This window comes from Aeromicrobium sp. P5_D10, from assembly GCF_054049535.1.
Window position 1 is genome coordinate 138341 of record NZ_JBFUME010000010.1, and the last position, 22775, is coordinate 161115.

Below are 22775 nucleotides of genomic sequence, written 5' to 3' on the forward strand. Positions count from 1 at the left end.
TCCCCCTTATCCGATCCGTTGTGCTCGGCCGAGCAGGCCTTGCGGTCTGATGAGCAGGATCAAGATCAGCACGACGAGCGCGCCGACCTCCTTGATCGAGGCAGGTACGCCGAAGACGGGGCCGAGTTCGACCATCAAGCCGATGACCAGTGACCCCAGCAGTGCGCCCCAGATCGTGCCGAGTCCACCGAGCGTGACACCCGCGAAGACCAGCAGCAGCAGTTTGAAGCCCATCTGGAAGTTGACCTGGTCTTGAAGTGCGAGCAGGACACCGGCCAGGCCGGTCAGCGCTGTGCCGAGGATCCATACCGACGAGATGATGCCGTCGACCCGCATGCCCGACGACGCTGAGAGGGCCGGATTGTCGGACACCGCCCGCATCGCCTTGCCGAGGCGGGTGCGCATGAGGGCGATGCAGGTGATCGCGATCGTGAGGATCGAGATCGCGAAGATCGCGATCTCCTTGTCGGACAGGTCGAACGGGCCGTAGCTCGACCGCGGTTGCGCTACGTACTGCGACAGCGTCTTGGTCGAGCCGCCGAAGAAGTACTGGAAGATACTGCGCAGAAGCAGAGCGAATCCGATCGACACGATCATCATCGCGATCAGGCCCGTGCCGCGGTTGCGCAGCGGGCGCCATAGTCCGCGGTCCTGCACCCAGCCGAAGATCGCTGCTGCGATGACCGCCAGCAGGCCGGCGACGATGACCGGGAGGCCGAACGTCTGATTGAAGACGTAGGTGGCAATGCCACCGAAGGTGATGAGCTCACCGTGGGCGAAGTTCGTGAGTCCGGTCGTGCCGAAGATCAGCGACAGGCCCAGTGCCGCCAGCGCGATGATGAGCCCGTACTTGAGACCGTCACGCGTGCCGTCGATGACCTTGCTGGCCAGTGAGGCTTCCTCGACGACGACCGCGCCGATCTGGAACTGGACGAATGTGGCTGCCGCGATCTTGACCTCGACGGTCTTGGCCGTCTCCGCCCCGCCGCTCAACTTGACGCCCTTGGGCAGCGAGTCCGGATCGAGTTCGACGACGTAGGTGCCGTTTCCGGGGATCGCGATGCTGATGCGGCCCTTTTGGTCCGTCGTCTGGGTGCCGAGCTCCGGACCGGTCTTGCTGTCTTGGCGGACCGTCAGCTTGACCCCGGGCACAGGAGCCGGTTCGCCCTTGCCGCCCTTGAGGTCGTTGAGGGTGACAGTGATGTTGGGTCCGTCGACGACGGGATTCTCTTGAGGGATCGTGCCAGCGGGGGAATCGGGTGGGGGCGTCGTCTGGGCCGTTGCTGTGCCTGCGGTGCTGAGGATCAAAATTCCCAGCACCACGGCAATGAGGGCCGCGATTCGCAATCGCACGCATGTACTCCTGTCGGCAGACCGCTAAGTGATCTTCGGACTATAGCCAGTGACAGGCATCACATGCGCGTTCAAATTACCGATTCAGGTAACAGTTGGGTTTCGATGTGCTCGGCAAGTCACCGGATCGCGATGGCCAATTGGCACAGCAGGGGTGCCAGGATCAGTGCGGGCAGCAGATCGGCCACGGCGAAGATCTTGAGATCCAGCAATCGCAGCGCTACTCCGATCAGGATGAGCCCGCCTGTCGCAGTCAGGGCGGCCAGGTGCGCGTCGGGCATGAATGAACCCAGCAGTGCGCCGAGAAGGGTCAGCGATCCTTGGATCACACCGACCGAGACGGCCGAGGCCATGACGCCGATGCCAAATGAAGCAGCGAACGCGAGGGAGGCGAATCCGTCGAGTGTGGCTTTGAGGAGGAGCTGGTCGGCGCCGTTGCCAAGCCCCTCGTTGATCGATCCGAGGATCGTCAGCGGCCCGACGCAGAACACCAGCGAACTGATCACGAAGCCTTCGACGAACCGATCGCGGTTCTGACCGCTGCTGTCGCCGCGGGTGAGTCGTCCTTGGAGCCAACCTCCGAATGATTCGAGTCGGGCCTCCAGACGTAGGGCAGAGCCTATGATGCCGCCGAACACGAGCGCTCCCAGCACGATGAGGAGCGGAGCGCTGTCTCCGACAGCGGCGGTGAATTGTCCGTCGGAGACGGCCATCGCACTCTGCGCCGCTATCAGTAAGGTCACGAGACCGAGGGCAGAGGTCACGGTCGTGCGGATGTGCAGCCCCAAGCGGTGCCCGATGAGCAGGCCCAGGCCTGAACCGACGATCACCGTCACGACATTGGTGACAGTGCCGATTCCGACGAACATGTAAGGTCTCCTTCGACAGTTGACCGTTCAACCGGGGGTCCGGTGTGGTGGCCCAGCGCGTAGTGTGTCACCTGGATTCTCCGCTACAGAGGAGTGTCCCGTACGAGAGAGCAGGACCGGAATGTCAGCCCGACCCCATGTAATCCTCCGGGACGCCGACCGCGATGACGCTGCCGCCCTCATTGCACTGTGGACCGAGTGCGCTGTCGCCAGCAAGGATGAGGGGTCCGAGGCGTTCACGCAGCAGTCGCTGTGGCGTCAGCCGGGGCTCGCGGAAGCCGAGTCGGCGCTGGAGATGACGTTGAACCGGCCTGACCGACGGGTCATCGTCGCGGTCGTCGACGACGAGATCGTCGGAGCGACAGTGTGCGACATCAGCACCATCACGCCGATCAACCTGACCCGTATCCTGCTCGTCACCGAGATTCAGGTCTCGCCCCGGTTCCGCCGCAAATCAGTCGCGTCGACGCTGCTGTCCGCTGCGGCGACTTACGGTGAAGACAAGAACTGCGAGATCGTGGTTGCCGCGATCCCGGTGCATTCTCGGGAGCCGCATCGTTACCTCACCAAGATCGGTTTCAACCAGATCGCCGTATTGCGTGCGATCCAGTCCAGCAAGTTGCGATCACGCCTGACGACCAAGGCGACGAATTCGCGCGATACCGGCAAGTTGATCGCCGTTCGGCGCACGCTGCGCCGTCGTCAGGGCATCCCTCGCGGATAGCTCCCCGTCGCTGGTCAATCGGTCGGAGGTGACCACTAGAGTCGTGGGTGTGGACCGCCTACTGCTGATCGACGGTCATTCCGTCGCCTACCGTGCCTTTTTCGCCCTGCCCGTCGACAACTTCGCGACGACGACAGGCCAGCACACGAATGCCGTCTTCGGCTTCACGTCGATGCTGATCAACGTCCTGCGAGATGAGAAGCCCACACATGTCGCGGTGGCCTTCGACGTCTCACGCAAGACATTCCGGCTCGAGCAGTATCCCGATTACAAGGGGAACCGGTCCAAATCGCCGGTCGAGTTCACCGGCCAGATCCCGTTGATCAAGCAGATCCTCGAAGCCCTGCAGATCAGGACGTTCGAGAAGGACGGCTTCGAAGCCGACGACATCATCGGAACCCTCGCGACCCAGGCAGAGGCCGACGGCATGGAAGTGCTGATCTGCACCGGCGACCGCGATGCGCTGCAGCTCGTGACCGACAACGTCACGGTGTTGTATCCGCGCAAGGGCGTGTCCGATCTTGCTCGCATGACACCTGCGGCGGTCCTCGAGAAGTACAGCGTGTTGCCGGTCAACTACCCCGATATCGCCGCGATGGTGGGCGAGACCAGCGACAACCTGCCGGGTGTTCCCGGTGTGGGTCCCAAGACGGCCGCCAAGTGGTTGGGTCAGTTCGGCTCCCTCGAGGAGATCATCGCGAAGGTCGACCAGATCCCCGGCAAGGCCGGTGAATCGATGCGCGCCCACCTCGACGATGTCATTCGCAACCGCAGTATCAACGCGTTGATCCGCGATCTCGACCTGCCAGCCGGTCCGAGCGATCTGGCCTTCTCCACCGAGTGGGACCGCGAGGCGATTCACACGGTCTTCGATGCATTGGAGTTCGCGGCTCTGCGCACGCGGCTGTTCGAATACCTGGGCGGAGGCGACGAGCACGTCGAAGCCGGTGCCGGGGTCGCACTCGACATCGAGCTCGTCGCACACGACGCATTGGCCGCCTGGCTGGCCGAGAACACCGGCACCGATCCGGTCGGACTCGACGTCAAGGGAATCGCGTCGCCAGTCAACGCGAGGACCGATGAGATTTCGATTGCGACCGCTTCGGGGCCTGCGGCCTGGATCACCGTCGAAGGCCTGAGCGCGGCCGACGAGGCGGCTCTGGCGGCCTGGCTCGCCGATGTCGACCGGCCCAAGGTGCTGCACGATTCCAAGGGGCAATCGCATGCCCTGGCCGCGCAGGGCTGGACGCTCGCCGGAGTCGTGGCCGACACGGCGCTTGCGACATATCTGCTCAAGCCCGACCAACGTTCGTACGATCTGGGCGATCTGGCGATGCGCTATCTCAAACGCGAGATCATGGTCACCGATGATTCGGGGCAGTTGGCGTTCGACGACGACTCCGCAGGAGCCGAGGGCGCGGCTCAACGGGCCCGCGCGACACTCGACCTGTGGGGAGTGTTGGAGGGCGAGCTCGAACAGTTGGGATCGCTCGATCTGCTGCGTGACCTTGAGCTGCCGCTCATCGATGTTCTGGCCCGGATGGAGTCCCGAGGGATCGCAGTTGACGGTGAGCATCTCGATGTCCTGCACGCCGAGTTCACCGAGCGGATGCTGGCTGCAGCGCAGGACGCCTACGGCGCGATCGGCCGTGAGGTCAATCTCGGTTCGCCCAAGCAGCTGCAGGAAGTGCTTTTCGACCAGCTGGAGATGCCCAAGACCAAGAAGACCAAAACCGGCTACACGACCGACGCCGAGGCACTTCAGCAGCTGTTCGCCAAGACCGAGCATCCATTTCTCGCGGCGCTGTTGGCTCACCGTGACGTCACCCGGCTCCGGCAGACCGTCGAAGGACTGCAGAAGACCGTGCAGCCGGATGGACGAATCCACACCACCTATGCGCAGACCATCGCCGCCACCGGCCGTCTGAGCTCGGCTGACCCCAATCTGCAGAACATCCCGATCCGGACCGCATCGGGCCGGCGAATTCGCGAAGCGTTCTGCGTTGGCGAGGGGTATGAAACGCTCGTCACCGCCGACTACAGCCAGATCGAGATGCGGATCATGGCGCACTTGTCAGAGGACGCCGACCTGATTGCGGCGTTCAACTCCGGCGAGGATTTTCACACCGTCATGGCGGCGAAGGTCTTCGCCAAGCAGCCAGACGAGATCACCGGTGAGCTTCGGGCCAAGATCAAGGCCATGAACTACGGCTTGGCGTATGGATTGTCGTCGTATGGACTGAGTCAGCAGCTGAACATCACGCCCGGAGAGGCACAGAGCCTCATGGACGACTACTTCCAGCGGTTCGGCGGGGTGCGTGACTATCTGCGCGGTCTGGTCGATGAGGCCCGGCAGACCGGGTTCACCGAGACGATCCTGGGACGTCGTCGTTATCTGCCCGATTTGCAGAGCGATAACCGTCAGCGTCGGGAGATGGCCGAGCGGATGGCGCTCAACGCGCCGATCCAAGGTTCGGCGGCCGACATCATCAAGGTCGCCATGCTGGGCGTCGAGCGGGCGATCGACGAGGCAGGTCTGGCCTCACGCATGCTGTTGCAGGTGCACGACGAACTGGTGCTGGAGGTGGCCGCCGGTGAGAAGGCGCACGTCATCGAACTGCTGAAGACTGAGATGGCCAATGCCGCGAAGTTGTCCATCCCCTTGGATGTCTCGGTAGGCGTCGGTCGTACCTGGCACGAGGCGGGTCACTAGGCCGAGGGCCCCGCGGGCGTTGTGGAGGGTCGGGGAGCCAGATAGACCACAACGGCCAAGACAGCGGCAACGATTGCGACCGTCAGGACCAGCCCGGTGATCCCGACTCCCAGTCCATATGCCGATGCGCCCACGGCTACGACGGCGAACCAGATCATCACCACGATCCCGTGTGCATGACGGGCCAGTGCGTCGAATACCAGAAGGTGCACGATCGCGAGGCAGGATCCGGCCACCGCGAACAGCCAGAGCTGGTCGGAGATCTCGGCGTACTCGTCGCCGCCCACGAGTATCAGCGCGACCTTGGGCAAGATGGCGGTCGCCGCGACGGCCAATGCGCCGAAAGCAGCAACGAGTGAGACCGCGCGCAATCGGGCATGATGCGTCGTGGCGCGGGCCAGGTGGGGGAACAGCACAACGCTGACGAACTGGGGAAAGAACAGTGCGGCCTTGGCCAGGATCAGCCCGGATGCGTACAGACCGCTGTCGTGCTCGTCGAACCGGTTGCGGGCGATCAGCGAGTCCATGTTGCTCAGCACGAAGTAGGCCAAGAGGGCGTGGGTCGACAGCACCGCCTCGCGCAACAGCGGGCGTCGGCTGATCGGGTGTTCACCATGTGAATGGCCCACGAGCAGCTTGGCGCCGGCGAGAACCGGAAGCCACGAGCCGATGGCCAGGCCGATCATGGCCGACGTCGGGGTCGCTGAGATTGCGAGTGCAGCGGTGCCTCCGATCAGACGACCGAATCCGTTGCCCAGGTAGATCGCGGTGAGGGCGCCCCAGCGCTCCTGGCCCTGGGCGATCCCGCACTGCGCTCCCATGATGGTCAGCGGTACGAGTGCTGCTCCACACAGCACGACCGGCCAGTAGGAGCCGAGCTTGAGCGCCGGGGTGAGCGCAACTGTCGACGCCGCGACGGCAAGCCCGACTGCTCCCGCCACCATCATGGTGACCCGCACGGTCGCACTGATGATCTCGTCAGCTCGGTCGGGATCGACCGCGAGGCGCCTGGCCGTAACCGCTTGAAGGCCCAAAGCCGTTACGGTGCCGACCAAAATGATGCCGAACAGTGCAGTCAGTGCACCGAATTCCTTGGGGACCAACATCCGGGCTGCGACGATATTGAAGCCGTAGATGGCGATATTGGTGCCCATCATCCCGGCCGCCACGAGGGTTCCGCCGGTCATGGTCGTGCGTGCGGTCCTCACCACGGCACAATAGCCGGGGCGGGACCAGACAGGATCAGGGGCATTCATGTGGCGGTGGCGAAAGTTCGACCTGTACTCGGCCGTCGTACCGGGGTGGGCGGCGGTCCTGACCCTGGCGGTCGGTATTCCGTGGTTTCGCCGTGGCTATCTGCTGTCGTACGACATGGTCTGGGTTCCGGTGCTTGACCTCGAACGTCCAGAGATCTGGGGACTCGGTTCGGGTCTTCCACGGGCGGTGCCGTCAGACGCCGTCGCTGCGCTGGCGGGATCGGTTGTGCCCGGTGCGGTCGTCCAACGGCTGTTCCTGCTCGCAGCGCTGTTTCTGCTGTCACTCGGGGTCGCGCGTCTGTTGCGCCAGCGACTCGTCGCAGCGCAGTTGGCCGGGGCGACGTTCGCGGTCTGGAATCCCTACGTCGCTGAGCGTCTCGTGCTCGGACAGTGGCCGGTTCTGATAGCGATAGCGGCGTTCCCTTGGCTGATCGGAGCGCTGCGAACCGATCGACCACACAGATGGGCCGTTGTGACGTTGTCGTTGGCTGCCACGGCTCTTTCGCCGGTCACAGGTGTCATGGGAGTCGTGCTGGCGCTGGCAGCCGGTTGGCGAAATGGTGCGGTTCGACTCGTGATGCTCGCCGGGCTTGTCAATGCACCCTGGATCGTCTCGGGCCTCCTGCACTCGGCGATCGCCCGCACCGACCCGACAGCTGTGCGCCTGTTCGAGGTGCAGGGTGAAGGATCCTTCGGGCGACTCGGCTCGGCCCTGACATTGGGCGGTGTCTGGAACACCGAGGTCGTCCCGACATCGCGAACGCTCGTGTTGGCTCTCGTGATCGGTCTGGTGATGACTTTGGTCATGGTCTTCGGTCTGATCGTGATGTGGCGAGAAGATCGTGGTCTGTTGGCCGGTCTGACCGCCGCGGGTCTCATTGGACTGGCCGTGGCCCTAGCTGGATGGCTGGCGCCGGATGTTGTGGCTCGCATCGTCGGAGACGTGCCTGGTGGTGGAATCGTCAGGGATGGCACACGCTGGTTGGCGTTGTTGTTGCCTCTGGAGGCAATGGCGTTCGGAATAGGAGTCGGAGCCCTGTTCGAGCGCGCCGAGTTCACCTCGTGGGAGCGCCCGACCCTCATCTTCGCCCTCATGGTGCCGATTGCGGCCCTGCCCGATCTGGCATGGGGTGTGGGGGGACGGCTCGAGCCGTCGAACTATCCCGCCGCTTGGTCACAGGCCCGGCAGGCCATCGCCAAGACATCTGTCTCGGGCGATGTGCTCTCGCTGCCGTTCTCGGCGTACCGGCGCCCCACCTGGAATCACGACCGGACGGTGCTGGATCCGGCCGGTCGCTTCTTCACCCGCACCACCGTGACCAATGACGCTCTGGAGGTCTCCGGAACCACGATCACCGGCGAGGACCCCCGGGCCGCGCGGATCGCCAGGATCCTCGAACGCGGTGAGAATGTGCCACGTCGACTCGCACGCGCCGGGATCGGGATCGTGGTCATCGACACTACGGCGCCTGGCGCACAGCAGGCTGCGACACCGTTCGCCGACGAGCGTGACATCAAGCTGGAAGGCACCGGGCTCCGTGTCATGACGCTGGAGGACGCGCGGCCGATTCCGATCGATCCCGTAGACCGCAAGTTCATGATCGCGGCTTGGTCGATCTCGACGATGACGATCTTGTTGGCGTTGATCGGTCTTGCGAGGGCTGCGGGTTCGCGCCTACACCGGAAGCCGGCGAAACAGCACCCGAGGAACGTGCCGCAGGCCTGACATGACGACTCGCATGGTTCCAGGCACCCAGATCTGCTCCTTACCGTCTCGGACCGCGTCCACGACTGCCGCGGCCACAGCGTCGGGCGTCGTGGCCAGGGGAGCGGGATCGAGCCCTTCGGTCATCTTGGAGTGGACGAATCCGGGCCTGACGACGAGCACCCGACCGCCGAACTCGCGCAGCGCTTCGCCGAGCCCGGTGTAGAACGCGTCCATGCCGGCCTTGGTCGAACCGTAGACGAAGTTCGAGCGGCGCGGACGTTCTCCGGCCACACTCGACAATGCGACGATGACTCCATGGCCCTGCGCGCGGATCCGCGCACCGAGTGCGACTCCGGCCGTCACGGCGCCCACATAGTTGACCGTGGCCAGTTCCAGTGCCGCGTCGATGTCGGTCCAGGCCTGCTCGGCATCGCCCAGCAGCCCGAATGCCACGACCGCGATGTCGATATCGCCGTCGACCCCCTCGATCAACGGCCCATGGGATGCGGTGTCGAGCGCGTCGAATTCGACGGCGTCGACGTGGCAGCCGGAAGACGTGAGAGCGGTCACCGCGGCATCTCGTCGTTGACCCGATCGTGCTGCGAGGGTCACGCGCAGGCCTGGTGCCTGTGCCGCGTACGAACGGGCTATCGCCAGTGCGATATCGGACGTGCCGCCCAGGAGAAGCACATGCTGGGGGATTCCTACGGCGTTGATCATGCAGACCTCACAGGTCGAGTCGTCGGGACAGATCGGATTGGAAGAGGCCGCCTGGGTCCACCCGCTGGCGGACGGCCTGGAACTCGGCAAGACGCGGATACATCCGGTGGATCGTGGCGGCAGAAGCGCGCGAGTCCTTGGCCAGATAGATCCGGCCGCCGGCCTCGGCGACCAGTGCGTCCAGGTGGGCCAACAGTGCGCTGAGCCCTGCCCGCAGGGGGAGATCGACTGCGAGGGTCCAACCCGGAATAGGGAATGACAGCGGGGCCGGGCTGGCCGTGCCGAAGCGTTTGAGCACATTGAGTGACGAGACGTGACCGGAACCGGCGATCTTCTCGACTGCGGTCGTGAAGGCCTCACGTTCGGCATCCGGAACGACGAACTGGTACTGGCAGAATCCGAGCGGACCGTAGAGCCTGTTCCAATCTCCGACTACGTCGAGCGGATGGAAGAACTGGGTGATGTCCTGCACCTCCGCGACCCGGTGCTGGGGCGCTTTGGCGTACCAGAGCGCATTGAACGTCCGCGCTGTCCAACGGTTGACCAGGCTGATGGGGGGTTTGAAAGGCACGCGCCCCCGTTGGGGTGCGGCGAAGTCGAGGGCACGCGCGCATTGAGACGGGTCGAGGTCGTCGAGCATCGCCGAACGTCCACGAGTGATGACTGATCGTCCCAGCGAGGTGCCGGTCGTCGCGGTGTCGAACCAAGCGACCGAGTAGGCATAGTCATCGTCGCCGCTGGACAGCCGATCGAGCAGAGTGGTCAGGTCAGGGGTCCGTTCGGTGTCGACGACGAAGTACGACGTCTCGACTCGTTTGAGTGCGATGGTGGCTTCCAGGACGATCCCGGTCAGTCCCATTCCGCCGATCGTTGCCCAGAACAGCTCGGAGTCGTCGCCGTCAGGCGACAGCGTCACGAGGTCGCCGCTGGCAAGGAGGAGGTCGAATGACTCGATGTGCTGGCCGAAGCTGCCGTCGACGTGATGATTCTTGCCGTGGACGTCGGCGGCGATCGCGCCCCCGACAGTCACCTGGCGTGTACCCGGCACCACCGGGAGCCACAGTCCGAACGGGAGCAGCGCCCGCAGGAGCCGGTCGAGACTGATGCCGGCCTGGACACGTACGGACGGAGCTTGCAGGTCGACGTCGAGTATCGCGTCCCAGCCGGTCAGGTCGACAGCTGCTCCGCCGCCGTTCTGAGCGGGATCGCCGTAGCTTCGCCCGAGCCCGCGAGCGATGAGGCCGCGCGCGCCCGCTGCGGCGAGTTCGGCGCGAAGCGCTGACAGGTCGTAAGGACGTGAGACAGTCGCGACGCTCGGACTCGTCCCACCCCAGCCCGACAAGAGCTGATACGTCATGAGGAGTAGACCCCGATCGCGAACACGACCAGCCACACGACTCCGATGATTTGCAAGATGGGATCGCGCAGGACGGCGTCCTCGGGCTCTCCGGCGAGGCCGCGGTCGACGTCGACGGCGTAGCGAAGAAGTCCGATCACGAAGGGGGCTATCGATACGGCCTGCCAATTGATGTCGCCAGTGGTGGTGATCTCGAAGGCCCACAGGCTGTAGGCGGTGATCGTGATGGCTGCGGCCAGGCTCCAGACGAATCGCAGATAGGACTCGGAGTACACCTCGAGGGATTTGCGAGTACCAGCTGCGGCTCCGATACTCCGCAGCTCGGAATAGCGCTTGCCCGCGACCATGAACAAGGATCCGAAGGAGGCAACCAGCAGGAACCACTGAGACAGCGGCACGTCTACCGCTACGCCACCGGCGATGGCCCGCAGGAGGAAGCCGGCGGCGACGATCGCCAAATCGATGACGGCCTGGCGCTTGAGCCACAGTGCGTAGGAGATCTGCAGGATCACGTAGACGCCGAGCGTCGCTGCCAGACGAGGTGCGATGACCCAACCGATGCCGACGGCGAGGCCGACACACAGGCCTGAGTAGAACAAGGCCGTTCGTGCGGCGAGGAGGCCAGCGGCGACGGGCCGTGTGCGTTTGCGCGGATGCTTGCGGTCGCCGTCGACATCGATCACGTCGTTCAACAGGTAGATCGCCGATGCGGCGAGGGTGAACGCGATGAAGGTGCCGGCCACGTCGAGGATCGTGCCGCGGGTCCAGGTCACACCTGCTGCGAGGGGAGCGGCCAGGACCAGAAAGTTCTTGGTCCACTGCCTCGGTCGCATCGTCGTGATGACGGCGCGAGCCGTTCGCGCAGGGCTGGTCATGATGCTCATCAGGGTAGCCGTGCGCTGGGCCGAGGGGGTATTCCAACTCGTAACCCGGTTGAATGTGGGCACCGAGACAGTTTCGCTGCTACGATTCCAGCAGATTGAGGGAGGGACTCAACGTGGGAACAATCACAGGCGGAATCGTCGCTTTCATCGCTGGTCTGGCCTTGGCCGGTGCCACCGTCGTCGGCGTCGTGCAGTCTCAGCAGAACGCTGGCACGTCGCCGATCAAGACAGCCAATGTGAGCTACGGCTCGAACAACTGACGTTCGGCGTTCCAGCGCCGGCTTCGACAGCAGGGCGGCCTCCCTCGGGCAGGGCCAGGTAGGTGGCCTTCAGGATGCGCGCGAATGCCTGCTGTGATGCCTGCCACGAGAATGTGCGCGACTTGACCAGCGCTCCCTGGCCGAGAGATGTCCGCGATGCCTCGTCCTCGATGAGATTGCGCAGCGCTGCGGTGAAGTCATCGAAGTTTTCGGCCAGTATCCCGGAACCCTGGTGATCGATCGATTCGGTGGTGCCGCCGGCGGAGCGGTAGGCCACGGTCGGCACGGAGTGGCTGCCTGCCTCGCCGATCACCAGCCCCCACCCTTCCTTGAGTGAAGGTAGAGCCATGACCCATGACTGGGCGATCAACTCATGTTTGACGGTGTCGTCGACGAAGCCGTGAAAAACAACTCGATCGGCAACGCCGACCCGTGCGGCGTGTGCGCGCAGCGCGTCCTCCCACCAGCCTTCGCCCACGACATCGAGCACCAGGTCGGGATGGTCGGGCAGTAACTGGGCGACGGCGTCGATCGCATGCTCGACCTGCTTGTGAGGCACGAGTCGGCCGAGAACGATGATGCGTGGGGTGGTCGAGCGTCCGCTCACCACTGCCGGCGCCGCCGCGTTGCCGTTGTGCACGATCGTGATGCGCTCGTCGTCGACACCCAATTCGATCAGTTCGAGCTTCGTGGCACTCGAAACCGCCACATATCGGCTGCTTCGGTAGATACGGGGGGCCAGGGCGCTCTCGATCCACCATCCGAAGCGGCCGATCAGTCCGGGGTATACGACGGGCCACTGTTCGCGGTGTACATGATGCACCAGCACGACGACGGGTGTTCGGGTAGCGAGACGGGTGAAGAACGGCAGGCCGTTCTGAACGTCGACGATGACGTCGAGTGAACCGAAACGGCCGAACAGGATCGCCAGGAATGTACGCAGGTACACGTCAAGTTTGGTGCCGCGGCGGGTGAACCGGACACCGTCGACAGTTTCGTCGCGGATGGCGCCGGGATACATCGCACAGGCGATCGTCACGCGATGTCCATCGGCGACCAGTCCACGTGCCATGTTCTCGACGTAGCGTTCTGACCCGCCGCCCTCTGGATTTCGGGTGTCTCGCCAGTTGCAGAAAAGAATGTTCATCGTGATGTCCGGCAATTGCCGGAGCCCCCTTATTCGCCGGTCACGCACCCCGGTCGCTCTCACCGGCGCATCCCTCAATGCAGCGGTGTCGGGTCCCTCAACCCGACCATCGCAGCGTAACAGGGAAAAGGCCGTGCGCTCAGGTATCGTGCACGGGTGCCTGAGACCGCCTTCCGTCCGACATTTCGGCGATCCTGGAAGCTGTTCCGGGCCTTCAGGGTCGAGCAACGCGATCCAGACCACTTCTACGGCACGTTGGCGAGCGACTCGGTGGCTCAGATCGGCACATTCGGCTCGCTCACCGGCCAATGGACGTTGGACGTCGGGGGAGGGCCCGGTTACTTCGCCGACGCGTTCCGGGCCGCCGGCGCGACCTACACCGCGCTGGACGCCGACCTGGGTGAGCTGTCGGGCCTGGGCGATCCCATGCCGGGCACCGTGCTGGGCAGCGGAATGCAGCTGCCGTTCGCCGACGACAGCTTTGGTGTCACGTACTCGTCCAATGTGCTCGAGCACGTCAGCGAGCCCTGGACCATGGCCGACGAGATGGTGCGGGTGACCCGCCCCGGTGGACTCGTGTTCATCTCGTACACCCTCTGGTACGGCCCGTGGGGCGGTCACGAGACCGCGCCATGGCACTTTTTCGGAGGACACCGGGCAGCGCGCCGCTACGAGAAGTCGCATGGTCGCCCGCCCAAGAACGTCTTCGGCACCTCGTTGTTCGCAGTGACAGCGGCCTCCGGGATCGAGTGGGCCAAGCGGCAGGACGCGGCCGAGGTGATCGCCGTAATTCCCCGCTACCTGCCGCGCTGGTCGTGGTGGGTGCTGCGGGTACCAGGTTTGCGCGAAGTGGTGACATGGAATCTCGCGATCGTCCTGAAGAAGCGGTGAGTGTGCCTCCGTCGGCGCTGGCGTGGCGTCTGCGTCTGGGGGCGACGAGCCTGGCGCTGGCAGCACTGACCTTCATCGCCCGGCCCGGCCAGACGGTCGGTGACACCAAGGCTGACCTCGTGCTGGCTCCTGGGGCGTTTCTCGAACGGGCCCTGCATCTGTGGGATCCGTCCGGCGCGTTCGGTCAGATGCAGAACCAGGCCTATGGATATCTGTTCCCGATGGGACCGTTCTTCTGGCTGGGGAACCTGGCCTCGATCGAACCATGGATCATCCAGCGGCTGTGGTGGTCGTTGCTGCTCGTCGTGGCCTTCTTGGGCATGGTCAAATTGTGCGGGGCCCTGCACCTGGGCTCGCCCGCCGCCCGGCTCATCGGTGGAGTCGCGTACGCGCTGTCGCCGCGGATCATGAGTGTGATCGGCGCGAGCTCGATCGAGGTGTGGCCGTCAGCCCTCGCTCCGTGGGTGCTGGTGCCTCTGGTGATCGGGTTGCGACGAGGCAACACGCGCTACCTTGCGGCACTCAGCGCGGTGGCGGTCGCGTGTGTCGGCGGGGTCAACGCCGCTGCCACATTCGCGGTCATCCCGTTGGGGGCAATCTGGCTGCTGATGGCCGCTCCGAGCGATCGCCGACGATCCTTGATGATCTGGTGGCCGGCATGTGTGGCGTTGGGGACGTTGTGGTGGCTCGGCCCGCTCCTGCTCCTGGGCCGTTACAGCCCGCCCTTCCTCGACTTCATCGAGAGCGCGACCACGACGACGTTCGCTGCGACGGCCTTCGATGCACTGCGTGGCACCACCAACTGGATCCCGTACCTCGACGGCACGATGGTCAGCGGCCACGCCTTGATCTCCAACCCCACTGTCATCGTCAACAGCACGGTGCTGATGGTGTTGGGCCTCTGGGGAATTGCGCGACGCGACAATCCTGTCGGCCGCTTCATGATCGCCTCAGTGGCCGTCGGCCTGATCGCGGTCACGCTCGGTCACACTGGCACCAATCTGGGTTCGGGCGTCGTGCAGGACCTGCTCGACGGGGCGCTGTCCCCGCTGCGCAACACGCACAAGTTCGACCCGCTGATCCGTGTTCCGATGGTGCTCGGCGTCGTGCACCTGATCAGCGCCTTGTCACGTCGTCCGGCGGGTGAGGCGGGAACCGTCCGTCGCCGGTCGGCACTGGCGACATCGGGCGCGATGATCCTCGCGGCAGCGGCTCTGCTGGGCTCGACGGTTCCGGCGTGGACGGCTGATCTGGCCAATCGGGGTGCCTACTCCGATGTGCCCGCGTACTGGACCGATACGACGACCTGGCTCAACGCGCAGGCAGCAGACCAGAACAGTCTGCTGCTGCCCGGCTCGTCGTTCGGCGAGTACCTGTGGGGAAGCCCTCGCGATGAGGTCGTCCAGCCGTACCTGCGCGGTCCGTGGTCGGTGCGCAATGCGGTGCCGCTCGCGCCAGCCGGGTCGATCCGGATGCTCGATGCCCTCGAGGCCTCCTTCGGCTCCGGTCTGGGCTCGCCGGCGCTGCGTGACCAGCTGATCCGCTCGGGCATCCGGTATCTGGTTGTGCGCCACGATCTAGCCAATGACGCGACCTATGATCCCGAGCTCGTGCACTCGACGCTCCTGACGACGCCGGGCGTGGTGTTGGCCCAGACATTCGGGCCGTTGGTGGGAAGCCCGCCCTCGCAGGAGACCGACGGCGGCGAAACTGTCTTCGTCAACGCTGGACGCCAGTCGCAGCATCACGCGGTCGAGATCTTCGAGGTCGAAGGAGTCGACTCGTCTGAGGCGATGGTCCAGCCGTGGGGCAGGACCCCCGTCGTTGTCGGATCGCCGCAAGCGCTGCTGACCCAGGACGGCCTGTTCGGCTCGTCGACTGACACAGTCCTGGCAACTGACCAGGGAACGTCCAAGCCTGACGGTCCGGTGGTGCTGACCGACACCGACCGTCTGCAAGAGGTCGCATTCGGGCGAGTCGTCGCCAACCGTTCGGCCACCCTGACAGGCGACGGCGATTTTCGTATCGATCGGCCCGTCCACGACTACGTGTCTTCCGGCGGTCAGCGTTGGAAGACCGTAGCGGAGCTCGTCGGGGCTCGGCGCATCACGGCATCGTCGTCGGCGTCAGACGTCACGGAGCCCCGGATCGACCCCGCGAGGCAACCGTGGTCGGCGTTCGACGGCGACCGCTCGACCCGGTGGACGGCGGGATCGTCGACGACTCGGGCCTGGCTCGAGATCGAGTTCGACGAACCGACTTCGGTGGCCGGCCTGCGGGCACGTCTGTCGAGGGGGCAGCCTGACCGTGATCTGAGGGTTATGACCGACAGCGGCACAGAGACGTCCGCAGCTCAAGCGGGCACCGAGACGGCGCTAGGCACGCCGGTGGGACTGACCCGCATGTTGCGAATCACGGGGCCGTCGAGCGGACTTGAGCCTTTGTCGTTCGACGAGATCGAAATTCCCGGGGTGGAGTTGTCACGTCCCTTGCGACTGCCAGGACTGCCGAGCAGTTGGGATGCGCCGGACGACATCGTGCTGACCGCGGCCGATGGCCCGGCCGTGTGCCGCAACGTCGACACGGTGACGCGCTGTGCTGCGGGCCGCGACGGACTGGGTGAGGACGGCCGCACGATCGACCGCAGCTTCAGCCTGCCGAAGGAGGCGGCCTACGCGGTGGGTGTCAGCGTGCATGCGCAGGACTCGACCGGACTGACTGATCACCTCAGCGGTGACGTGCGCCTGCGTGCCTCCTCGACAGGTAGCAGCCAGGCGGCGGCTGGGCTGCTGGCCACAATCGACGGCGACCCACAGACCGGGTGGATCGCTGCACTGCGCGATGTGACGCCGCAGCTCGACATCGACTTCGGAGCGGACCGTGACCTCGACGAACTGGTGCTGCGCACCGACCCGACCTTGGCTGCGTCGGCGCCTCGCCGGGCGCAGGTGACGACTGATTCGGGCCGGCGCATCGAGGTCCGGTTCGACACCGACGGCCGTGCCGAACTGCCTGATGTCACGACCTCGCGGCTGACCGTCGAGATCACGGCCGCCTATGTCCGCTCCAGTCTGTCGTTCGACGGGACGGGAAGTGGCCTACCGCTCGGCATCAGCGAGATCGAGGTGTCAGGAGGCAAAAAACTGTCGACCGGCGCCAGCACGGTAAGAGACCTGCCGTGCGGTTCGGGCCCCCGTGTCGAGATCGACGGCAAGCGGTTCGAAACGTCGCTGCGGACCAGCCGGCGCGCGGTCTTGTCGCGCCGCACCATCAGCACGACGGTCTGCGAGCTGCCGGGCGTCCAGTTGGCGGCCGGCGACCATCGCATCACGGTGCAGGCAAGTGCGGCCTTTCGTCCTGCCAGTGTTCGACTGACCAAGCCGGGTGCCGCCTTCGCGGACGGTGCCGCTGCCAGGACGACGCGGCTGGGGCGCCACCGGATCACCGTGCCGCAGCTGCCAGGAGACGGACAGCGACTCGTCGCTTTGTCGCAGAACGTCAACGGAGGCTGGACCGCCCCACCGGCACGACCCATGACGGTCAACGGCTGGCAGCAGGGCTGGGTCTCCTCCGACGACGAGCTTGTGGCGAGGTTCGGACCCGCGCGGCTCTACCTCGGCATGTTGCTAGTCGGTCTGGGTGCGGCCATCGCTCTGCTGGTCGCGGTGGTACGTCTACGCCGCAAAGCTCCTGACGCCGAGGTGTCGCGACCGCCCCGCGTGCGTTGGCGCGCGGTGGCCGCGACCGTCCTCGCTGTGACGGCGACCCTGGCCGTCGGCGGTCCGGGGGGCGCTGCGTGCGCCGCCGTTGCCACGCTGGCGGTGGTCATGCTGGGTCGCCGGTGGGATGTCTCGTGGCTGGCATCGTTCGGTGTCCTGGTCGCCGGGACGGTGTATCTCATGCGTCCTTGGACCAGCCCGGCTGGATGGGCCGGATCGTACGACTGGGTTCAGTGGTGCGTCGTGGCGTCGGTCGCGGCGGCGGGCGGTTGTGTCTTCGACCGCGAGATCCGCAGATTCTTCAACCGCATGCTCGGACGTTCCACGACACGGTAGGCGATCTCCGACAGCACAAGCGTTGCCGCGAGCGTCGCGCCGAATAGCTGCCAGCCGTTCCCCTGGAAGACCGGCAGGCCGAGTTGGCTCGACACGGCATGCAGCACGATGAGGTGCAGGCAGAAGATCCCGTACGAGATGTGTCCCACGTGCCGCAGCACGCGATGCCCCATGAGGTCGGCGTAGCGTGTTCCCGACTTCGGTCCGAGGACGGAAGGCAGCACGATGAGTCCGGCGATCACGGCGTAGAGCAGGTTCTTGCTGACCGCCTCGGTGTGAGTCGGCGCCTGCAGCAGTATCGGTCCGCCGATCGGCGTGGCGATGATCGCGAACAAGGCCAGCGCGGCGACCCAGCACGTGCCCGGCATGGCGGCCAGAGTCGTCCAGAACCGATGACGATCGGCTCCGCCAGGTCGTCTGCGCTCGATCGTCATGACGGCATAGGCCAGGCCGACGCTGAACCAGGTCAGGTAGGCCGGCAACCACTGGCCGGCTCCGATACGGTGCGGTGCGATCTCGACGAGCCATACGACATTGACCACCGCCAGAGCGGCCAGTGCGAGGTAGATCCCGCGCGGGTTCCAACGGCGTCGACAGATCAGCCGGGCAACGACCCACATCAGCACCGGCAGGACGAGGTAGAACGCAACTTCCGTCGCGAGGCTCCACATGTGTGTCAGACCAGCCGGCAGCGTCCCGTCGATGTACAACGCGGTCAGGCTCAGATTCTGCACCCACGTGCTGAACGAGGCACCGGAATTGTCGTCGAGGAACGCCAACGCCGCCACTGTCGCGATGACCGCCAACGGCACGATGCGCAGCGCGCGCTTCCAGAAGTAGCGTCCTGCTGCCGGCTGCGGACGGTCCTCGGCCATGGCCAGCAGAAATGGATGCCCGAGCAGAAATCCCGACAGGACGAAGAAGAAGGCCACGCCGAGATCCAGTCGTGACGTCATTGCCCCGAAGATGCCGTGCGTGTAGTGCCCCGCCCAGAACGCCGTGTGAGTGCCGACGACCATGATGGCTGCGATGCCGCGCAGCGTGTCGAGACCAGGATAGGTCTCGTGGTCGGTCGTCAGCTCAGTCATGAGGCAGGTATCGGCGCGAGCTCGCCGACGTTGATGTTGTCTACGCACAGGCTGACAGCCGGGCCGGGGGTTATCGTGACCGAGTTGTAGGCGCCGCGAGTCTGCAGCAGCAGCGTGTGCAGGCCTTTTTCGATGGCCACTTCCTGGGTCGTCTCGCCGGCTGTGATCGTTGCGGTGCCTTCGCTGCCGCTGAGGTAGTTGATGCTCAACCAGAACGAGAAGTCGATGACCGGCACGATCTCGATCGTGCGGGGATCGCCCGAGACGGCGAACCCGCAGCCTTCCTCAGGTCCGAGTTCAGTGCGCGGCTCACCAGGAATCGCTGCTGCGGCCGGCCGACCGTCCGGGCCGATGATCTTCAGATCGTTGCCGGCTGTCGCCGTCGTGAATCTGTTGTTCAGAGGCGAAAGCAGTCGCGAGACGAGATTGGCCGGGAATGCGGCCGACCACAAGACCTCGCCGGGAACTGTCGTGTCGGCAAGCACCATACGTCGTTCGGACAGTGCATCGCGGGCGTTGTCGACGTATGCCTGTTGCGGCATCTTGTCGGCGTCATGCCACGGACGTGCGTAGCCGATCGAGGAGACCAGCGATCCGACCAGGAACAGTGCGGCGCCTGCCGTCAACGCCCGACGAGGCAGTGCGACCGTCAGTACGGGCGGCTCACGCTTCTCGACGCTGTGGACTGCTCCGATGACCGGCATCGTGGCAAGTCCGAGACACAGGGCCACGACTCCGGATAGATCGGCCAGGTAGCGCAGCTCGAGGGCGGCGGGACCTACGCCGAACGCTTCGGAGCGTCCCGACGACACCAGGTAGGCGCTCAGCACGAGATAGGGCACGAGTACCAAGGCTGACCACCAGGCGCGTCGGTAGCGCAAGCATTGGTAGGCCGCCAGGAGCGCGATCACGGCCCACGACAGCGCGATCAGCACAAGGGGGGTGGCCACGAACAATCTGGGCCCGACGCCGCCGGGTTGTCCCAGCGTGTCCCAGTTCCATGGACCGCCGAGCAGAGCAGGTCCGAATGACTTCACGACACTGAGGTCGAGAGTGTCGGTCAGGCTCTGCCAACCGGGCCAGGACGAACGCGGGACGGTCGACAGGTAGATCGCGAGATAGCCGATCGTCAGGACGCCGTAGACCGCCCAGGCGTGCCAGAACTGCACGAACGTCGTACGGATCCTGGGTATGAGGCGTCCGCCGGCGAAGTACACGAGTGTCAGCGCCACCAACAGCACAGGGAGCAGCAATGTCTTGGTGTAGCTCGCGTAGCCCAACAGCATGAACAGTCCGGCAAGCACGGCACGGCTGGGATGGCGCGTCCGCAGGTACGTGACGTGCGCGGCGACCGCGCCGAACAGGGCGATCTGGTGCGGAAGCTGGTTGAGCGAGGCCGACCACCATACGATCGACGGGAACGACATCGGGACGAACAAGTAGAAGGCCAGCGCCACGAGCACGCCGCGCCGGTTGCCGAACAAGGTGCGCAGCATCCACCAACAACTCAGGCTCGCCAAGGCTTGGAGCAACAGGATCTGCGTCGCGGCCAACAGCCAGCTGAAGGTTCCGATGTTGCCGACCCACGTCGACAGCCAGAGGCCGAACGGCATCAGATGGATGTTGTGCGGTGAGAACATCCAGTCCAGATCGGCCAGGCCGCTGGCGGTCGTGCCGATGAAGATGAAGTCGTCGGAGTAGAACCAGCTGCCCGCTGTCGCCCAGCCGCGCAGCACCAACTGTGCAACGATCATGCCGAGCGCGATCAGGGCAAGCCGTTCAGCCGGCGTGAAGCGTCGTGAGTCGTTCATGGTGTCCTGTCGTTGAGCTTGGGCTCGATGCCGCCCACGTGGACATTGTCCACGCACAAGGTGATGTCGTTGCCTGTGCGGAGTAGCACTTCGTCATATGCGCCGGTGGTCGCCAGGAACATCGAGTGCAGGCCCTTCTCGACCGCGATCTTCTGGACGGAGTCACCGGCTCGGACGAATGCCGTCCCGTCATCGCCGGCGAGGTAATCGATCCGCACCCACCACGGCGCATCGGCGACCGGTGCGATGGCGATACGTGACGTCTGTTTTTGGACGAGGTAGCCGCAGCCTTCGACGGGGCCGGGATCAGCACGTGGCGCCTTGGGTACCCAGGCCTCGCGGATCCGTCCCTTCACGTCGAGGATCGACAGATCGGTGCCGGCACGCACTGCCTGGAGTTCCGGGGCCAATGGCGCCAGTTTGCGAGACGGCAGATTGTCCGGATAGAGGGCGGGTGTCGCCACAATCGCGGGCAGCGGCACATCGGCGATCAGCACCGGTCGTTGCTCGCTCTCCGCGATCTGGGTCCTGACCTCATTGATGAACACGCGTTCGGGGAACTTCGTGCCGTCTCTGGTCTCGTGCCAGGGTGCTGCGTAGCTGATGCTCGACCACACCGCGCCGACCAGGAACAGTCCGCCGAAGACTGCGAAGGCGTGTTTGGGCACTTGTACCAGCAGATAGGGGCGTTCACGCCGTTCCACCGACGTGCGTGAACCGGCGATGGGCAGCAGGGCTGTGCCAAGCGCGAGCGCTGCGACGGCAGCGATATCGGCGAAGTACCGGATCTCACGGGCGCTGACCTGGCTGCCCCACACCCCGGCACGTCCTGCGTACACGAAAACGGCGGACCCGGCGATGTACGGCACCATGAACCACAACGACATCAAGGCGTGTCGATGCCGTGACCACCGGTAGATCATGAGCGCGATCAGCACGACCCAGGACAACACCATCGGGAAAAGCGCCGGAGAGGCCAGCGACTGGGGGGCGCCGCCCAGGATCAGCTCGTGGTCACCGCGGTACGCGACCGGTACGCACTTCGAGGCAGCGATGAACGGGTCGACCCCGCCGGTCCACAACGTGAAATTCCAGGGGCCGCCCAACAGCGCGGTGCCGACCGTCTCGGAGATCGACGTTTTGAACGTCCCCGGAAGCTCACAGATCTGACGGGGTTCCGGTGTCGTCTGCTGGCCGAGCCAGATCAGGAAGTAGACGATCGCCGACAAGGCGTACAGCGCCCAGGCGGGCCACCACGAAGCCATGGTCTTCAGCCGGGCCCGCCACGGACCTGCGGTGAACCACATGGCGGCCAGAGCCACCAGGACGACCAGGAGTAGCGGTGTCTTGACGTAGCTCGCGAATCCCAGGAGCAGGAAGGCGAACGCAAGAGCGAGATGGACGAGGCGGCGCGAGCGCAGATACGTGACGTGCGCGGCGATGGCTCCGAAGATCGCGATGTGGTGGGGCAGTTGATTGATCGCCACCGACCACCACAACGAGGCAGGCATCGTCAGGGGACTGGCGAGGTAGAACGCCAGCGGGATCAGTATCAAGCGGCGGTCACCGAACAGCGTGCGCAGCATCCACCAGCAGGCGATGCTCGCGAGAAGCTGCAGGATCAGCATCTGGGTCGCGATGACGCCCCAGGTGAGCCCGGCGGCGCCCACGAGTTTGACGAGGAGGAACGATGCCGGCATGAGCAGGTTGAAATGGCTGTGGAACAGCCAAGTCATATCGTCCTCGCCGAGCGCCACATCGCCCAAGAAGATGTAGTCGTCCCACATGAACCAGCTGCCGGCCGTGGCCCAGGTGCGGAACAGCAACTGCGTCCCGATCAGCAAGAATGCGAGCAGCGTGACTCGTCCGCGGCCCGAGAGCCGGCGGGTGAGCGCGGTCCACGCGCGGCGTGCCAGAAGCACCATTGGGTCGGTCGTCT

General features: G+C 65.1%; 16 protein-coding genes. 6 read left to right on the forward strand and 10 right to left on the reverse strand.

The genetic code is table 11. The annotated features are described in order from the left end of the window. Positions 1-6 precede the first annotated feature (6 nt). Both ACXJKC_RS18275 and ACXJKC_RS18280 read right to left on the reverse strand, forming a co-directional pair. Positions 7-1353, reverse strand: a complete 1347-nt coding sequence (locus ACXJKC_RS18275; protein ID WP_456698168.1) for an ABC transporter permease subunit — start codon at positions 1351-1353, stop codon at positions 7-9. Positions 1354-1472: 119 nt separating this feature from the next. Beyond that, positions 1473-2222, reverse strand: coding sequence for a DUF554 domain-containing protein (locus ACXJKC_RS18280; RefSeq protein ID WP_456698169.1), 750 nt, complete (start codon positions 2220-2222; stop codon positions 1473-1475). Positions 2223-2343: 121 nt separating this feature from the next. On the opposite strand from ACXJKC_RS18280, the gene ACXJKC_RS18285 reads away from it, so the two are divergent. Continuing rightward, positions 2344-2946 carry a GNAT family N-acetyltransferase gene (locus tag ACXJKC_RS18285; RefSeq protein ID WP_456698170.1) on the forward strand — a complete coding sequence of 201 codons (603 nt, stop codon included), beginning with the start codon at positions 2344-2346 and terminating at the stop codon, positions 2944-2946. Positions 2947-2956: 10 nt separating this feature from the next. Further along, positions 2957-5659, forward strand: coding sequence for a DNA polymerase I (polA, locus tag ACXJKC_RS18290; RefSeq protein ID WP_456698197.1), 2703 nt, complete (start codon positions 2957-2959; stop codon positions 5657-5659). Here polA and ACXJKC_RS18295 read toward each other — a convergent pair. After that, complete coding sequence (locus ACXJKC_RS18295) at positions 5656-6867, reverse strand: lipopolysaccharide biosynthesis protein (protein WP_456698171.1); 1212 nt, start codon at positions 6865-6867, stop codon at positions 5656-5658. The genes polA and ACXJKC_RS18295 overlap by 4 nt on opposite strands. 46 nt (positions 6868-6913) lie before the next feature. On the opposite strand from ACXJKC_RS18295, the gene ACXJKC_RS18300 reads away from it, so the two are divergent. Next, the gene (locus tag ACXJKC_RS18300; RefSeq protein WP_456698172.1) at positions 6914-8641 is read left to right on the forward strand and encodes a hypothetical protein; all 1728 of its coding nucleotides are present in this window, start codon (positions 6914-6916) and stop codon (positions 8639-8641) included. Here ACXJKC_RS18300 and ACXJKC_RS18305 read toward each other — a convergent pair. Genes ACXJKC_RS18305 through ACXJKC_RS18315 form a run of 3 tightly spaced genes read right to left on the reverse strand, consistent with a single transcriptional unit; the run spans position 8591 to position 11575 of the window. After that, the gene (locus ACXJKC_RS18305) at positions 8591-9343 is read right to left on the reverse strand and encodes a decaprenylphospho-beta-D-erythro-pentofuranosid-2-ulose 2-reductase (RefSeq protein ID WP_456698173.1); all 753 of its coding nucleotides are present in this window, start codon (positions 9341-9343) and stop codon (positions 8591-8593) included. The two genes, ACXJKC_RS18300 and ACXJKC_RS18305, sit on opposite strands and share 51 nt — an antisense overlap. A 7-nt stretch (positions 9344-9350) precedes the next feature. Beyond that, positions 9351-10700, reverse strand: a complete 1350-nt coding sequence (locus ACXJKC_RS18310) for an FAD-binding protein (RefSeq protein WP_456698174.1) — start codon at positions 10698-10700, stop codon at positions 9351-9353. Then, positions 10697-11575 (reverse strand): decaprenyl-phosphate phosphoribosyltransferase, encoded by an 879-nt coding sequence (locus ACXJKC_RS18315; RefSeq protein ID WP_456698175.1) that lies wholly within the window; start codon positions 11573-11575, stop codon positions 10697-10699. Before ACXJKC_RS18315 ends, ACXJKC_RS18310 begins: the two co-directional genes overlap by 4 nt. 122 nt (positions 11576-11697) lie before the next feature. On the opposite strand from ACXJKC_RS18315, the gene ACXJKC_RS18320 reads away from it, so the two are divergent. Beyond that, complete coding sequence (locus tag ACXJKC_RS18320) at positions 11698-11844, forward strand: hypothetical protein (protein WP_456698176.1); 147 nt, start codon at positions 11698-11700, stop codon at positions 11842-11844. Here the strand turns inward: ACXJKC_RS18320 and ACXJKC_RS18325 are convergent. Next, complete coding sequence (locus tag ACXJKC_RS18325) at positions 11807-12991, reverse strand: glycosyltransferase family 4 protein (protein WP_456698177.1); 1185 nt, start codon at positions 12989-12991, stop codon at positions 11807-11809. The genes ACXJKC_RS18320 and ACXJKC_RS18325 overlap by 38 nt on opposite strands. A 156-nt stretch (positions 12992-13147) precedes the next feature. On the opposite strand from ACXJKC_RS18325, the gene ACXJKC_RS18330 reads away from it, so the two are divergent. Together ACXJKC_RS18330 and ACXJKC_RS18335 are read left to right on the forward strand one after the other, a co-directional pair. Then, the gene (locus tag ACXJKC_RS18330) at positions 13148-13882 is read left to right on the forward strand and encodes a class I SAM-dependent methyltransferase (RefSeq protein WP_456698178.1); all 735 of its coding nucleotides are present in this window, start codon (positions 13148-13150) and stop codon (positions 13880-13882) included. Then, positions 13849-17937: an alpha-(1->3)-arabinofuranosyltransferase domain-containing protein gene (locus ACXJKC_RS18335; RefSeq protein WP_456698179.1), complete on the forward strand. Its 4089-nt coding sequence runs from the start codon at positions 13849-13851 to the stop codon at positions 17935-17937. The genes ACXJKC_RS18330 and ACXJKC_RS18335 overlap by 34 nt, the downstream gene beginning before the upstream one ends. Here ACXJKC_RS18335 and ACXJKC_RS18340 read toward each other — a convergent pair. The 3 genes from ACXJKC_RS18340 to ACXJKC_RS18350 are packed head-to-tail and all read right to left on the reverse strand — an operon-like array spanning position 17832 to position 22761. After that, entirely contained in the window at positions 17832-19025 is a 1194-nt protein-coding gene (locus tag ACXJKC_RS18340) for an acyltransferase family protein (protein WP_456698180.1), read from the reverse strand. The genes ACXJKC_RS18335 and ACXJKC_RS18340 overlap by 106 nt on opposite strands. Continuing rightward, on the reverse strand, positions 19022-20836 hold the full coding sequence (locus ACXJKC_RS18345; RefSeq protein ID WP_456698181.1) for a hypothetical protein: 1815 nt from the start codon (positions 20834-20836) through the stop codon (positions 19022-19024). The genes ACXJKC_RS18340 and ACXJKC_RS18345 overlap by 4 nt, the downstream gene beginning before the upstream one ends. Further along, entirely contained in the window at positions 20833-22761 is a 1929-nt protein-coding gene (locus ACXJKC_RS18350) for a hypothetical protein (RefSeq protein ID WP_456698182.1), read from the reverse strand. The genes ACXJKC_RS18345 and ACXJKC_RS18350 overlap by 4 nt, the downstream gene beginning before the upstream one ends. Positions 22762-22775 lie beyond the last annotated feature (14 nt).

Bases quoted from the DNA above. Each gene is read 5' to 3' on its own strand.
- ACXJKC_RS18300 (WP_456698172.1), top strand. From the start codon at position 6,914: ATGTGGCGGTGGCGAAAGTTCGACCTGTACTCGGCCGTCGTACCGGGG.
- ACXJKC_RS18315 (WP_456698175.1), bottom strand. From the start codon at position 11,575: ATGACCAGCCCTGCGCGAACGGCTCGCGCCGTCATCACGACGATGCGA.
- ACXJKC_RS18280 (WP_456698169.1), bottom strand. From the start codon at position 2,222: ATGTTCGTCGGAATCGGCACTGTCACCAATGTCGTGACGGTGATCGTC.
- ACXJKC_RS18345 (WP_456698181.1), bottom strand. From the start codon at position 20,836: ATGAACGACTCACGACGCTTCACGCCGGCTGAACGGCTTGCCCTGATC.
- ACXJKC_RS18285 (WP_456698170.1), top strand. From the start codon at position 2,344: ATGTCAGCCCGACCCCATGTAATCCTCCGGGACGCCGACCGCGATGAC.
- ACXJKC_RS18340 (WP_456698180.1), bottom strand. From the start codon at position 19,025: ATGACTGAGCTGACGACCGACCACGAGACCTATCCTGGTCTCGACACG.
- ACXJKC_RS18350 (WP_456698182.1), bottom strand. From the start codon at position 22,761: ATGGTGCTTCTGGCACGCCGCGCGTGGACCGCGCTCACCCGCCGGCTC.
- ACXJKC_RS18325 (WP_456698177.1), bottom strand. From the start codon at position 12,991: ATGAACATTCTTTTCTGCAACTGGCGAGACACCCGAAATCCAGAGGGC.
- ACXJKC_RS18305 (WP_456698173.1), bottom strand. From the start codon at position 9,343: ATGATCAACGCCGTAGGAATCCCCCAGCATGTGCTTCTCCTGGGCGGC.
- ACXJKC_RS18335 (WP_456698179.1), top strand. From the start codon at position 13,849: ATGGAATCTCGCGATCGTCCTGAAGAAGCGGTGAGTGTGCCTCCGTCG.
- ACXJKC_RS18310 (WP_456698174.1), bottom strand. From the start codon at position 10,700: ATGACGTATCAGCTCTTGTCGGGCTGGGGTGGGACGAGTCCGAGCGTC.